Origin of the sequence: Williamsoniiplasma lucivorax ATCC 49196 (assembly GCF_000518285.1) — a bacterium.
Classification (GTDB): Bacteria; Bacillota_I; Bacilli_A; order Mycoplasmatales; family Mycoplasmataceae; genus Williamsoniiplasma; species Williamsoniiplasma lucivorax.
Genome location: NZ_JADH01000011.1, coordinates 34,397 through 49,632 on the forward strand (window position 1 = coordinate 34,397; position 15,236 = coordinate 49,632).

Annotated in this window: 15 protein-coding genes; all 15 read left to right on the forward strand. The window is 30.8% G+C overall.

What is annotated here, in order from left to right; genetic code table 4:
• Nucleotide 1: 1 nt before the first annotated feature.
• Nucleotides 2–1,096, forward strand: a complete 1,095-nt coding sequence (gene prfA / locus P695_RS0103330; RefSeq protein WP_028126847.1) for a peptide chain release factor 1 — start codon at nucleotides 2–4, stop codon at nucleotides 1,094–1,096.
• Nucleotides 1,096–1,926, forward strand: a complete 831-nt coding sequence (gene prmC / locus P695_RS0103335; protein WP_051437375.1) for a peptide chain release factor N(5)-glutamine methyltransferase — start codon at nucleotides 1,096–1,098, stop codon at nucleotides 1,924–1,926. The genes prfA and prmC overlap by 1 nt, the downstream gene beginning before the upstream one ends.
• 8 nt (nucleotides 1,927–1,934) lie before the next feature.
• Nucleotides 1,935–3,371, forward strand: a complete 1,437-nt coding sequence (locus tag P695_RS0103340; RefSeq protein ID WP_028126849.1) for a hypothetical protein — start codon at nucleotides 1,935–1,937, stop codon at nucleotides 3,369–3,371.
• Nucleotides 3,361–3,861: a Sua5/YciO/YrdC/YwlC family protein gene (locus P695_RS0103345; RefSeq protein ID WP_028126850.1), complete on the forward strand. Its 501-nt coding sequence runs from the start codon at nucleotides 3,361–3,363 to the stop codon at nucleotides 3,859–3,861. Before P695_RS0103340 ends, P695_RS0103345 begins: the two co-directional genes overlap by 11 nt.
• Nucleotides 3,861–4,553, forward strand: coding sequence for a hypothetical protein (locus tag P695_RS0103350; protein ID WP_028126851.1), 693 nt, complete (start codon nucleotides 3,861–3,863; stop codon nucleotides 4,551–4,553). Before P695_RS0103345 ends, P695_RS0103350 begins: the two co-directional genes overlap by 1 nt.
• Before the next feature lie 84 nt (nucleotides 4,554–4,637).
• Complete coding sequence (locus tag P695_RS0103355) at nucleotides 4,638–5,540, forward strand: hypothetical protein (RefSeq protein WP_028126852.1); 903 nt, start codon at nucleotides 4,638–4,640, stop codon at nucleotides 5,538–5,540.
• A 48-nt stretch (nucleotides 5,541–5,588) separates the two neighbouring features.
• A complete protein-coding gene (locus tag P695_RS0103360) occupies nucleotides 5,589–6,281 on the forward strand; it encodes a hypothetical protein (protein WP_035026405.1) in 693 nt (230 codons plus the stop codon).
• The gene (gene cls, locus P695_RS0103365) at nucleotides 6,281–7,822 is read left to right on the forward strand and encodes a cardiolipin synthase (protein WP_028126854.1); all 1,542 of its coding nucleotides are present in this window, start codon (nucleotides 6,281–6,283) and stop codon (nucleotides 7,820–7,822) included. Before P695_RS0103360 ends, cls begins: the two co-directional genes overlap by 1 nt.
• Nucleotides 7,823–7,850: 28 nt before the next feature.
• Nucleotides 7,851–8,825: a hypothetical protein gene (locus P695_RS0103370; RefSeq protein ID WP_028126855.1), complete on the forward strand. Its 975-nt coding sequence runs from the start codon at nucleotides 7,851–7,853 to the stop codon at nucleotides 8,823–8,825.
• Nucleotides 8,826–9,006: 181 nt separating this feature from the next.
• Nucleotides 9,007–9,417, forward strand: coding sequence for a 30S ribosomal protein S12 (gene rpsL, locus P695_RS0103375; RefSeq protein WP_028126856.1), 411 nt, complete (start codon nucleotides 9,007–9,009; stop codon nucleotides 9,415–9,417).
• 42 nt (nucleotides 9,418–9,459) lie between these two features.
• Nucleotides 9,460–9,927: a 30S ribosomal protein S7 gene (rpsG, locus tag P695_RS0103380; RefSeq protein ID WP_028126857.1), complete on the forward strand. Its 468-nt coding sequence runs from the start codon at nucleotides 9,460–9,462 to the stop codon at nucleotides 9,925–9,927.
• Between the two features lie 14 nt (nucleotides 9,928–9,941).
• Entirely contained in the window at nucleotides 9,942–12,017 is a 2,076-nt protein-coding gene (gene fusA, locus P695_RS0103385; protein WP_028126858.1) for an elongation factor G, read from the forward strand.
• Between the two features lie 138 nt (nucleotides 12,018–12,155).
• The gene (gene tuf / locus P695_RS0103390) at nucleotides 12,156–13,343 is read left to right on the forward strand and encodes an elongation factor Tu (RefSeq protein ID WP_028126859.1); all 1,188 of its coding nucleotides are present in this window, start codon (nucleotides 12,156–12,158) and stop codon (nucleotides 13,341–13,343) included.
• Nucleotides 13,344–13,502: 159 nt separating this feature from the next.
• Nucleotides 13,503–14,909 carry a hypothetical protein gene (locus P695_RS0103395; protein ID WP_028126860.1) on the forward strand — a complete coding sequence of 469 codons (1,407 nt, stop codon included), beginning with the start codon at nucleotides 13,503–13,505 and terminating at the stop codon, nucleotides 14,907–14,909.
• A gap of 58 nt (nucleotides 14,910–14,967) precedes the next feature.
• A partial coding sequence (locus P695_RS0103400) for an IS256 family transposase (protein WP_028126574.1) occupies nucleotides 14,968–15,236 on the forward strand: 269 nt, incomplete at its 3' end.

Sequence of the window (15,236 nt, forward strand, 5' to 3'; positions counted from 1 at the left end):
TATGAATCCAAAAACTCTTGAAGCTTTAGAAACTATGGAAAAACGCATCAATAAAATTGATGTCGAATTACAAGATGAAAATATTACTTCAGATATTAAAAAATTAACTGAACTAAATAAAGAAAGATCTAGTTTAGAAGATGTTGTAGCTAAATTCCAAGAATATAAAAAAGCTTTAGCTTCAATTAATGAAGCTAAAGAAATTTTTAATATTGAAAAAGACCAAGAGATGATTGAACTTGCTAAAATGGATTTACAAGAAAATGAAGAAATCATTGAAAAATTAGTTCCGGAAATTGAACAAATGTTAATTCCTAAAGATCCAAATGATGAGAAAAATGTAATCATTGAAATTCGTGGTGCGGCTGGTGGAGATGAAGGGAATATTTTTGCTGGCGACCTTTTCAAAATGTACAAATTATATTGTGAAAAAGAAGGTTGAAAAATTAATATTATGGAAGCTTCAATATCTGAGGCTGGTGGTTATTCACAAATTGTTTTCATGGTTAAAGGTGATGGAGTTTATTCGAAATTAAAATTTGAATCTGGAGCACACCGTGTGCAACGTGTTCCTAAAACTGAAGCGAAAGGGAGAATTCAAACTTCAACAGCCACTGTTGCTGTCTTGCCAGAAATGAGTGATGTTGAAATTAGTATTAAACCAATAGATTTAAGAGTTGATACTTATCGTTCATCTGGAGCTGGGGGTCAACACGTTAACACCACTGATTCAGCTGTCAGAATTACTCACCTGCCAACAGGGATTGTTGCTTCTAGTCAAGATGGTCGTAGCCAACTTGATAATAAGGAAACAGCGATGAAAATGTTACGTGCCAAAGTTTATGAAGCCGAAGTTGAAAAACAACAAGCTCAAGCTGATGCAACAAGAAAAAATGCTGTTGGAACTGGAGCAAGATCTGAAAAAATAAGAACTTATAATTACCCCCAAAATCGTGTCACTGATCACCGTGTTGGTTTAACATTAAATAAACTTGATCAAGTTATGGAGGGGAACATTGATGAATTTATTATTAGTTTAATTAATGAACATCAATTACAAAAAGTTGCTCAACGTCTTGAAGAGGAAGCTGGGTAATGACTATTCGGCAAGCTTATTTAGAACTTAAAAAATATCTTAAAAATCAATCAGAAATTTATCAGCTCTTAGAATTTATGACTGGTGAAGATTATGATTGATTAATTTATCATCAAGATAAATTAATCAAAAATGAAGTTTTTTATCATGATGTAATCAATGCTTTAATCGCAGAGGTACCTGTTGCTTATATCGTGAAAAATAAGCGTTTTTATGGTCTTGATTTTATGGTTGATCAGCGGGTTTTAATTCCTCGAGTGGAAACCGAAATGCTTGTTGAAGAAGCATTAAATTGATTGGGTGATCAACAAGATAAAACGATTATTGATCTCTGTACTGGAAGTGGAAATATTGGGATTACATTAAATAAATTAACCAACCATCAAACTTATTTAACTGATATTTCTCGTGATGCTCTCGATGTTTGTCAAATTAATATTGCAAAACATCAATTAAAAAATATCAAACTTTTACAAGGTGATTTATTAACACCACTGATTCAAAATAAGATTAAAGGTGATTTGATTGTTTGCAATCCACCCTATATTGAACATAGTGATGATCATGTTGGTGCATCAACCAAATATGAACCACAAAATGCGTTGTACGCTGATGATCAAGGTTTAAAATTCTATCGTGAAATGTTTGCCCATTTTCAAAAAATCATCAATGATCATAATAATTTCTGTTTGATTATGGAATTTGGATTTGCTCAAAAAGATGCAATTGAAAAACTGGTTTTTGAATTTATTGATTACAAAAAAATAACCCACAAGTTTTTGAAGGATGCTTCTAATAATTGAAGATGTATAATAATTAAAACTATTTAAGGAGGAAAATGAAAAGTAAAGATGATTTTTTAAATCCCAAGTTTAGATTAAACTGAAAAATAAAAGACTCAATTGAAGATGTGAGCAAACGAAATCTTTTTCTTTATAAGATTTCGTTTCTTGTCACTTTTCTTTTTGTTGTCCTTTTTGCCATTTCTTTTCTTTATCTTTACATTATTTCTACTGACCAACATTTAAAGGTTTATTTTCAATATTTTGATAGTCTAACCAAAAAAGGTTTTGCTCTCCCTTCTTTTGTGGATGTTTGGGGAACAATGATTGCCGCATTTGCTTTATTTGCCATATCACTTGGGTTGGTTGCATTATATAAACCAATTGTCACATCTGGGGGTAATACCAAACTTAAACAATTGTTTTATATCGTGACCTTAACAATTTTTATTGTCAGTGCTTTTTTACTTTCAGCATTATCTCAACACCACTATGGCTCATATGCTGAATTCGTAAGATTAGAATTATCAACTGAGGCTAATCCAGAATTAACCAAAGCTTTGAAAAGTGTTGGTGATACTTTAATTTTTGATTGGAAATTTCAATCAACTGTTTGATGAGTTTTATTTGTGCAAATTATTGGCATTTTTTCCCTAATTATTACTTTAGAAAATGCAACTTCAAAAAAAGAAGATACAACTGGAATTGAAAAATACATTCACTATAATTTAAAAACATCAAAAAGTTTTTCTGGTTCAAAAATTGTTGAAAAAATGAATCGTGTTTTCAAACCAACAACAAAAAACATTTCTGTCTGAGCACTAATTGTCGTTGTTTTGGTGTTATTACCAAATTTTATTTTTACAATTTTAATTTCCACTTCCACCACTAAAATGGGGGCAATGATTCAGTGGTCGTATCACTTACCAAACCTTTTAAAAGATTTTTCTGGTGTCGATCAACTATATAGTCATCTATTAGGTGATAAATATCAACCAGCTTACTTCTCATTAAATTCATTACCAATCATCATGATTGGAATTACTTTTGCCACTTCCTTTTTCTTCTTATCAATTTTGACTCGTAGTGAAAAACAAATTTCTGACATTGTCTTTGTGGTGCAAAGTATTATTTTAGGAATTGAAGTGGTGACATTATTAATTATTATGATTTTCATTAAATTTGAAATGAATACATTATTAAGCATTTGACTTGATCATGGTGCCAATTTTAAAACTGAGTTACAAACGATTCTAACAGTTGACTTTAACAAAATCACTGAGCTATTCCATTTCGATTTAGTTCAACATGCCATCGACACCAAAACTCTTGAGTGATTACCACGATCAGGAGTAATTGCTGAAACAATTATTAGTTTTTCATTTGTTGGGGCAATGTTTACTGGAGTAGGAATTGGTCTTGTTAAAAATATCAAAATGCATAATGAATTTTATAAATTAAAAAAAGAAGCGGAGGAAGAATATGCTTACTAAACAACAAATCTCTCAAGCTATCCAAGATCTTAAAAATAAACAAATTATTATTTTACCAACTGATACAATTTATGGTTTATCCGGGATGGTTAATCAAGAAAATAAACTTCAAATTAATCGCTTAAAACAAGCTGATGAGAACAAACAAATTATTGTTTTATTTGCTTGCTTTAAACAACTTAAAGGTTTGGTAACTATTACTAAAGAAATTAAACAATTTTTTAAAGCGAATAAAAACACCACTGTGGTTTTGAAGGGGGAAGACGAAACATTTGCTGTGCGTCCCCAAGTGAGAAAAGATTTAAAAAAAATTATTTGTCGAAGCGGTTTAATTTATTCAACTTCAGTCAATAAGCATGGTCAACAACCATTATTTACTCAAGCTGATTTAAAAAGTTTTGATTCCAAAGTTAATCTTTATTTTGACCAAGAGTACAGTGCTAATCCATCACGTATTTTTGATTGAGAAAAGAAAGTTTGGTTACGCTAATGGCGATTAATATTCACGACATCACAGATGCGGTTGCATATGATGAAAATACTTTTAAATATTTTCTGGAAAACGAAACAAAATTAGATAGTCACCATTTAAAAATTATGGAAAAATTTTTAAATGGTCATGAAATTGCTATTCCAGCAATTTCAACACTTTTAAATCAAGCATATCCTTTTGTTGGTAAGCGTGATGCAGAATTAATCAAAACTTTAATTAAAAGAAACCAAGACATTAATAAATTAGTGACTTTGGCAATTCATAATAAAAAAAGTTTTGAACTGGTTTTTAATGTCATTGATGATAAAGCCAAATTCGAAAACAGTCTTGCTAAGTCAATTGTTTATGATTTAAATAAATTAATTTATAAATTCAATATTTCCCATCTTTGAGCAAATAAAACCTTTATTAATGGTGATGTTAATCGTCTTTTTATTGGCACAATTCCTATTATTGCAACAAATAAAAAAGAATGATTTCTAATTAATTTTAAAACTAGTCAAAGTGGTTATGACCAAAAATATGCAGCTGAACTTGAGCTCCAAAAAGAGTTGTTTGAAACAAACACAAAATTTAAAATTGCTAAAACAATCTTGTTAAATCCGAGAGCACAACGAGTTGTTGTGGAAACATTTACAATTTCTAATTACGAAAAAACAAAACTGAGTCAATTAATGCTAAAATGTTAAATGATGAAAAACGGCTCTTTTTTAGTAGTTGCTTTTTCACACACTAAAGACTAAAATTAGCATATACATAAAGGAATACTCTATATGGAAAAATTCGAATTGATCTATGACTACAGAGATAATAAACGTCATAATCTGGAGTTATTAGCACTCATCAAACGTGAGGGTACAAAATCAACATATGAAGATTGAATGGTTAAATATCATTGAGATGATAACTATATTCCTTTTGCTTTGGTAAATGAAAAAGGAGACATTGTTTGCAATGTCGGAGTTATGAAAATGAATGTATTTGTTGGAAATACAAAATATAAAGCTACACAATTAATCAGTTTGTTGATTAAGGATTCTTATAAAAACAAAGGTTTGGAAAAAAAGCTTTTAACACAAATTGTCAACAAATTTGGTAATGTGGTGGACCTAATTTATTCTTTTGATAGCACCATTAATGATTTCTTAAAAGAAATTTCAGATTTTAAGTTATCAGAAGAATTTAGATACATCAAACCATGAGACATGACTAAAACATCAAGCGGTATAATTATCAAAAAAATGGATTTAAACAACACCAAAGATTTTGATATGTTGTATTCTGAAATTAAGCATACAACTAGGGTGTCCCCCATTCTATCAACAAGTGGAGATGCATCAATTAAAATGTTTAATATTTTGAAATACTATGATCGCAATGTTTACTATGTACCTTCAAAAGACGCAGTTGTTGTTTTTGTGAATGATGACCATGTATTTAAATTAGTTTCGGTTTATTCAAAATCAAATTCCAATATTGAAGACTTATTAAATACATTAGTACCCGAGGGAACAAGACAAGTGGAATTTGGTTTCATCCCTGATCAGTCAATTAAAGATGTGGAAATACTCACAACTGAACATGATATGAATAAACGTAAACTTTACATTCATGATATTTCAGCAGGTGTCAGCAAGTGGAAAATTTGTTTTCCAGTTTTATCAAGAGGCAGATAACACAAATAAGTATTAAATACTTATTTTTCCATTTTATAGAGAGGTTTAATGATGAATTATATGCCATTTAAAAAGTTTTTTAAAAACATAAGTTACCGATTATTTTTAGAAGAATGAAAGCTTGACTCTCATAAATTTTCTTTTGCCTCTGAAGTGGATAAAAAAAATATTATCTTAAAAAACATGCATTTGTTATTAAGGTTTCATCAATTTAATGATGATGATTTCATTACGCAAATGAACATCATTCGTCTGCTTTCGGCTGAATTATATTATGCTTCTAATAGTGAACTAGATGCTGATACACAACTAAATTTAAGAGAAAGAATTCTTGATTTAATTAATACTTTAAATTTAGTTGTGATGAATGAAAATTTAGAGTGTAAGGTGATTAAAGAATTTGATTTTTCCGAAGAACAAATTAAAAAGTACTTTAGTTATAACAAAATTTATTCAATGATTGCGAGCATTTTTGCTTCCCCTTTTATTGAAGAACAACATTATTATTCATACTATGAATACGCTTATTATTTAGCAATGTATTTGAATTTACATTACTTTTCTAACATCGAAAATATCAATCCAGATATTAATGTTTTTATTGTTAAACTCAACACCCAATTTAATATGATTAATGCGATTCAAACAATTGCCCCAGTTGACTTTAATGTTTTTGTGCTTAAAACCAACAAGTGAATAAATACGATTAAATATAAAAAATTAAACAAGGAGAACAAATAATGAAAAAATCTTTAGTTGCTTTTGGTTCATTAATTTTTATGTTTTCCAGTTTAATTATTTTTATTGTCACTTTGACTATCTTTTTATCAGTGCAAATGTTGTGAATCCTTTTTGTTCTAGAAATAATTTCAATTATTTGGTCTTTTGTGGTTTTGATGAACCAAAAACGCCGCATTGAAACTAGATTGCGCTGAGCACTATTTATTACTTTTGTGCCAGTAATCGGGATTGGTTCTTATGTCTTTTTTGGGCGAGTTTATAAATACAAATCTGCAGGTGAATATAAATATAAAAATTTTGCTGATTTCAAGCCAACTTCAAAAGAACTAATTAAAAATGAAATTATTGATCCGATTATTGAAAAAGAAACACCACAATTCAAACGTGCATTTATGATGCCTTTAAATCAGCAAAATGAAGTCATTTATAAAAATTCTAATTCGACATTTTTTGGCAATGGAGCCCAAGTTTGACCACAAATTTTTAAAGATATTAGTCAAGCTCAAGAATATATTTTAATTAATATGTACATCATTGCAGATGGTGAACTTTTAAAAAATTTGATTAATCTTTTAAAAGTTAAAAGAGATGAAGGAGTGAATGTTTATATCATTTATGACTTCATTGGTTCTTACACAAGATTTTCTAATAAAAGCATTCAAGAATTAAAAAATATGGGAGTCAATATCATTCCATTTTCACTAGTGCGTTTTCCTTTTGTGAAATGAACAGCTAATTATCGTGATCACCGTAAAGATTTTTCAATTGATGGAAAAATTGGTTACGTTGGAGGCGCAAATATTGCAGATGAATACATCAATAAAAGTGAACAATTTGGTTATTGAAATGATGCAATGGTGAGAATTGTTGGAGAAGGTGTACAAGGAATTGAAAAAGTATTTGTGTCTGATTGGATGTTTATTACAAAAAAATCAATTATTGAAATAGAACCAAATATTGGTAAAAAACGTATTGCTAAAATTAATGAATCAAATAACTTGGCGCAAATTGTAACGACTGGTCCTAATCATGATTCACCAATGCACTTTGATTTATTATTAAATTTAATTCAAAGTGCTCAGAAAAGAATTTGGTTAAGTACGCCATATTTTGTTCCCCCAATCGAAATGATTAAAGCAATTGCATCGGCAGCAAAATCTGGGATTGATGTTAGATTAGTTCTACCAGGAATTTCTGATAAAAAATTTCTTTTAGATATTTCTCGAAAATGAACCGATGATTTATTTAAAGCTGGTGTTAAAATTTATAGTATGAACAATGTCTTCAATCATACAAAAGGATTCTTGTTTGATGATGAAATTACTTTTGTTGGTTCAACAAATTTAGACTATCGAGCATTTTTTTCAGACCAACAAACAATGGCTTTAATTAAATCAAGAGAGTTTAGTAATCAAATAAAAACTAAATTTGAAAAAGACTTTGAATTATCGGAGTTATATATTGAACAACCTTCGAAAAAATGGAATCGATTTTATAAAGCATGAATAATGACTCTAAATGTGATAGAACCATTATTATAAGTTTATAATTAAAAAAAGAGGTGAAAGAATGGAACAAGAATTTGATTTTGAGTTTGGGATAAAAGATATTTATCCCACAATTCAAAAAGAAATTAGTAAAGACGAGAATGTTATTGGCGGGATAGTGAGCAGAAAAGTGGAAGCAAATAATGTTGTTTCTTCTATTTATGTCGAATTAGTTTTAACTGATTATAATCTTTGAGTTTTTCAAAAAGATAAAAATAAACCAGATAGTGAAGTTGAATTTGAAAGAACTGACATCCGTGATGTCAGAATGATTTCTATTGAGAAAAGTAAAAATAATTCTAATAATGTGATTATTAGTTTAGTTGTGAAAAATAATTTTTTTGTTCTGGAATCAGAACAAAAATCATTGGCCGAAGATTTTGTCAACACCATGAAAAAACATATTTTAAAAACCCACAATGACCAAGAATACTATAAATTTACTGATGTTAATGATGAAGAATTAAATAATTTTGTTGATATTGAAAATCAAAAAACACCCAAAGTAGAAACTAAAAAAACAACTGCTAAAGAGGTTGCTAAATTTTTCTTTAATCACACATCAATTTTTAAAAGCGCACCAACACTTGAAGTGCTTTTAATGCTATTTTCATTTGTTTGATGAATTCTAGGAATTACTTTTATTTCGATTTTTGATCATGTTGCTCCAAACAAACCAGCGAATGCCACATTTTATTCGCTAGGAGTTTTAATGATTGTTTTTAGTCTTTTAAACGGGTTAACTTTAATTCCTTATTTTATGAATTTTATGGAAAAAGACCAAATTAATAAAAAAATGATTAAGGCACTACTACTAATTCTCTTTGACATTTTATTGTTTGTGACTAGTGTTATGATGGTGGCAAAATCAAATGTCGTGGCAATTTTTTTAATTATTGATTTAATTTTAATTGTGCTTGTTTTATTCTGGGCAACAATTGATTTAGCGCGTGACATTTTAGAAATTAAACATCAAGCAAAACTTGAACAAAAATAATTTTATGAACAAAAATCCAGGACCAAATTACTAGCTTCGGTCCTGGATTTTTGTTGTCTAAAGATCAAATTTAGCAAGATAAAATACCATTTTAAAAATTTTCATTTTTTTTGCATAAAAAGATATATAATATTTAGAGTGTGAGTTCGATACACACGGATAAGTGAAAGGGGGATAAATAATGCCTACAATCAACCAGTTAGTAAAAACTAACCGTAAAGCTAAAACTTGAAAAACTAAAGCACCAGCATTGAATCGTGGAGTTAATACATTGAAAAAGAAAGTAACTAAAGTTTCATCACCACAAAAACGTGGAGTATGTACTCGTGTTGCGACAATGACACCGAAAAAACCTAACTCAGCGTTACGTAAATATGCTCGTGTAAGATTGACAAACGGAATGGAAGTTAATGCTTATATCCCAGGAGAAGGACACAACCTACAAGAACACTCAGTTGTTTTAATTCGTGGGGGTCGTGTTAAAGATTTACCTGGGGTACGTTACCATATTATTCGTGGTACATTAGATACTCAATCAGTTGCTAAACGTAAACAAGGGCGCTCATTATATGGAGCAAAACGTCCTAAATAAAAATAAAAAATAAATTAGTAAAATGAAAGGAGAATTACTACCATGCGTAAAAATCAAGCGATAAAAAGAGATGTTTTATCTGATCCAATTTATAATTCAAAATTAGTGACTAAAACAATTAATAAAATTATGTTAGATGGTAAAAGAGGAACAGCTCAAACAATTATTTATACAGCATTTGATATCATCAAAGAAAAAACTGGTCAAGAACCAATTGATATTTTCAATAAAGCTATTGAAAATATCCAACCACACTTAGAACTTAAAGTTCGTCGTATTGGGGGAGCTAACTACCAAGTACCAGTAGAAGTTTCAAATGAAAGAAAAGTTACTTTAGCATTACGTTGATTAATCAACTATGCTCGTCTACGTAACGAAAAAACAATGGAAATTAAGTTAGCTCACGAAATTATTGATGCCTCAAACAATATGGGTGGATCAGTTAAAAAACGTGAAGATACACATAAAATGGCAGAAGCAAACAAAGCGTTTGCACACTACCGCTGATAATAGAGAGGAAAATTATGGCAAGAGATTTTCAATTAAAAGATACTCGTAACTTTGGAATCATGGCGCACATTGATGCTGGTAAAACAACAACAACTGAACGTATTTTATTCCATACAGGTAAAATTCATAAAATTGGTGAAACTCATGAAGGAGCTTCACAAATGGATTGAATGGCCCAAGAACAAGAACGTGGTATTACAATTACATCTGCTGCAACAACTGCATTTTGAAAACATAATCGTTTTAATATTATTGACACTCCTGGTCACGTGGACTTCACTGTTGAAGTTGAACGTTCATTAAGAGTTTTAGATGGTGCTGTTGCTGTTTTAGATGGACAATCTGGGGTTGAACCTCAAACTGAAACAGTTTGAAGGCAAGCAACAACATATAAAGTCCCTAGAGTTGTGTTCGTTAACAAAATGGATAAAACTGGAGCTGACTTTGAATACTCAGTTAAATCAATTGGTGATAGATTAGGGGCCAAAGCAGCTCCAATTCAATTACCAATTGGAGCTGAAGAAAACTTTACTGGAATTATTGACCTTGTAGAAATGAAAGCTTACCACTATGATGGAGGAGCTGATGAAGTTGCTCAAGAAATTGAGATTCCAGCTGACATGTTAGATCACGCAAAAGAATTACGTGGTCACTTAGTCGAATCAGCAGTTGAGTATGATGAAGAACTAATGATGAAATTCTTGGATGGTGAAGAAATTACTATTCCTGAATTAAAAAGAGCAATTCGTAAAGGTGTTATTAGTGCCCACTTCTTCCCAGTTTTAGCAGGTTCTGCTTTTAAAAACAAAGGAGTTAAATTATTACTAGACGCCGTGATTGATTACTTACCTTCACCATTAGATGTACCATCAATTAAAGGGCATTTATTAGATGGAAATGAAGATGAAAGACATTCATCAGACGAAGAACCATTCTCAGCATTAGCTTTCAAAGTGATGACTGACCCATTTGTTGGAAAATTAACATTCTTTAGAGTTTATTCAGGAATTTTAGAAAAAGGAAGTTATGTTTTAAACTCAACAAAAAACAATAAAGAACGTATTGGTCGTATTTTACAAATGCATGCCAATAACCGTACTGAAATTGAACGTGTTTATGCTGGAGATATTGCAGCTGCTGTTGGGTTGAAAAATACCACAACTGGTGATACATTATCTGATGAGAAAAAACCAATTATCTTAGAATCAATGATTTTCCCAGAACCAGTTATTCAATTAGCTTTAGAACCAAAAACTAAAGCTGACCAAGAAAAAATGGGAATTGCATTAAACAAACTTTCCGAAGAAGATCCAACTTTCAGAACTTATACAGATGAAGAAACAGGACAAACAATTATTGCTGGAATGGGTGAATTGCACTTAGATATTATTGTTGACCGTATGCGTCGTGAATTCCATGTTGAAACAAACGTGGGAGCACCACAAGTATCATATCGTGAAACAATTAAACAAGCCGGTCGTGCTGATGGTAAATACATCAAACAATCAGGAGGACGTGGATCATATGGTCATGTTGTGATTGAGTTTGAACCAAACCATGACAAAGGATTTGAATGAATCGATAAAATTACCGGAGGACGTGTTTCTAAAGAATACATTAATGCAGCTCGTGCTGGATTAGAAAATGCATTAGGAAATGGAATCGTTGCTGGTTACCCAATGATTGATATTAAAGCAACTATTGTTGATGGATCAATGCATGATGTCGATTCAAATGAAATGGCATATAAAATTGCGGCTTCAATGGCATTAAAAGAAGCTGCTAAAAAAATGAACCCAGTTCTTTTAGAACCAATCATGAATGTTGAAGTAACTATTCCAGATGAATATTACGGAGATGTTATGGGGAATATTTCATCAAAACGTGGATTAATTGAAGGTTCAGAACAAAGAGGAAATGCACAAACTGTTAAAGCAAAAGTGCCTCTAACTGAAATGTTTGGTTACGCCACTGAACTACGTTCATTTACACAAGGACGTGGAAATTACACAATGATTTTTTCTCATTATGCTGAAGCACCTAAATTTGTGGCTGAAGATGTAATTAAAAAATCAGGTAAAAAAGCTTAGTTATTCTAACTAAAAAGATATAGAAAAAATCTTAAAAAAAGATTAATATTATATAGTAAAATAAAGTCCGCCCTTATGGGCGGCAAGATATTAGACCAAATCTAATATTTCCATTTATGAAACAAGGAGAAATTTAAAATGGCAAAAGAAGCATTTGATCGTAGTTTACCGCACGTTAACGTTGGAACTATTGGACACGTTGACCACGGTAAAACTACTTTAACAGCTGCAATTACAAAAGTATTAGCAGCTGAGGGTGGAGCAGAATTCAAGGATTACGCAAACATTGATAACGCTCCCGAAGAAAGAGAACGTGGAATTACAATTAACACTTCACACGTTGAATACAAAACTAAAAAACGTCACTACGCACACGTTGACTGTCCAGGTCATGCTGACTACGTTAAAAACATGATTACTGGAGCAGCACAAATGGATGGAGCTATCTTAGTTGTTGCTGCAACTGATGGACCAATGCCTCAAACTCGTGAACATATCTTATTGTCACGTCAAGTTGGAGTACCTTGTATGGTAGTTTTCTTGAACAAATGTGATATGGTTCAAGATGAAGAATTAATTGATTTAGTAGAAATGGAAGTTCGCGACCTATTAACTAAATATGAATTTGATGGAGATAACACACCAGTTATCCGTGGATCTGCACTTGGTGCATTAAACGGAGAAGAAAAATGAGTTAATGCTGTTAAAGAATTAATGGACGCTGTGGATTCATACATCCCAACTCCAGAAAGAGATTCAGCAAAACCATTCTTGATGCCTGTTGAAGACGTCTTTACAATTACAGGACGTGGAACTGTTGCCACTGGACGTGTTGAACGTGGAACTATCAAAGTTAACGAAGAAGTTGAAATTGTTGGATTACACCCACAAGCTCACAAAACAGTTGTTACTGGATTAGAAATGTTTAGAAAATTATTAGACTTTGCTGAAGCTGGAGACAACGTTGGTGCATTACTACGTGGAGTTAACAGAGAAACAATCGAACGTGGACAAGTTTTAGCAAAAATCGGAACTATCAAACCACATACAAAATTAAAAGCATCAGTTTATGCTTTAACTTCAGAAGAAGGGGGACGTCACAAACCGTTCTTTAACAAATACCGTCCTCAATTCTACTTCCGTACAACTGACGTAACTGGAGAAGTTACATTATCAAAAGGTGTTGACATGGTTATGCCTGGTGATAACGTAGAGATGGAAATCCAATTGATTAAACCAGTTGCGATTGAACAAGGAACTAAATTCTCAATCCGTGAAGGTGGAAGAACAATTGGTGCCGGAACTGTTATTGCAGTTGAAAACTAATTCTTGTTTTTAATGAAATAACTTTCAAATTAAACCAAAAAAACTCAAATAAACGAAGAGTAAAATCTTGTTATTTGAGTTTTTTTATACCTCTTCGTTAGTGAGGAAATTTGGTTTTTTATGCTATTTTTGGTACATTCATATGAGTGAGGATTAATGATGAAACTGAAATTATTTTTTAAACAATCCCTTAAAGATTTTGTGATTCATTGACCACTTTACTTAACTTTTACTTTATTTTTAATTCTGAGCTTATCAATGTCATTAGGTTTGGTGTCCTTTACTTCACTTTTTATTAACGACATGAATCATGCCATTGGTTTAAAACCCATGGATAATGTTGAATTTAAACTAGAAAAATATTATGTTGATCAACGACAAACTAAAAATGATGATGAAAGTATTTTTCAAAAAGAACATGCTGATGAACCACTTTTTAAATTTTTTGAAGAAACCATTAAAGATGTTAAAACAACAGAACAACAAAAATGAAATCGGATGATTTATCGTCATTTTGCTTTAAATTATGGGGACATCATCCACATTGATCCTGTTGCAAATCTCACCACAATGGAAAATAACAATCTTGAACAACCAGACTATGATCAAATCAATCAATATATTGACCAAATCCGTTTGAAATTTAAAATGAAATATCATGTTACCAATATTCAAATGGCCTTTTTTGTAAATGAATATCTTAAACAAATTAATCATGATGAAACGACTTTAATGAAAGAAAAGTTTTATTTTAGAAAGGACCGTGATAATTCATTTCAAGTGAAACTTGAAAATCAACAAAAATCAGGTTTTTTAAAAACCCTTTTAACCAATCCTGAAATGGGCGATCTTCATCAAGGATATTATGGTGATGAGATAGCAAATAAACTTTTTGACCAGCAGCCAGAAACACAAAAAATTGCAAATTATAATTTGTTTCATGCAAATGATTTAAATAAAACTTATTTTGACCAAACAATTAATTTTAACGATGTCAAATATCAAAATTATCTTGATAAAAGCAAACCAGAGTTTGGCCGTTTCTTTTATGTATCACCCAAAGATGCGCATTTTTTTGATTTAAAAATCGGTCAAGAATACAACATCCACTTGATGTCAAATGAAAACATTCAATCCACAAATCGTTTTTTATTTGCCGGTGTTTTGATTAACGGACATCTTTGACACGACCCGTTTTGATTGGATTTATTTATACCACTACAAACGATAAATAAACTAATGTTTGAAACTCATGAAGAGACTATTGATCAAACTGATTCGACACCATTAGACCGTTATTGAGATAGTGCACAACGATTTACAACTCAAATAAAAATGCAGTTTTGATTTCCTAATCAAGGTGATGCTTATCAGGCGCAAAACTTTTTTTCAAACTGATTTGAAAAAAACTTAATGACTAGTTGAGGAGACTATGAAGCTAAATTACAAAGCAACACCGATTGAATAGAACGCGAACTTTATTTCAATACTTTATCTATCTTGAAAATTTTTATTTTACTGACAGTCGTAATTTCATTATTCGGGTCTGTAAAGAATTTTGTGTAAATTCCAAAACACACGATTAACTTTGTAGTAAGTTAATAATGAAGAATGGAGATAACACATGAAAAAACAACCAAAAGATTCTTTCGAACAAGGTCTAGACCTAATACTTGAAAATGAAAAAGATTTTTCAAAAATTTTTAATGAAGATGGGCTATTTAAAAAGCTAACAAAAAGAATTGTTGAAAGGGCTTTAAATACTGAAATGGATGCCTATTTAGGGTATGAAAAATATAACCGAAATACAGATGAAAATAACTATCGAAATGGGACAAGTTCCAAAACAATTTTGACTGAAAATGGTGAAATTGATTTAGTCATTCCAAGAGA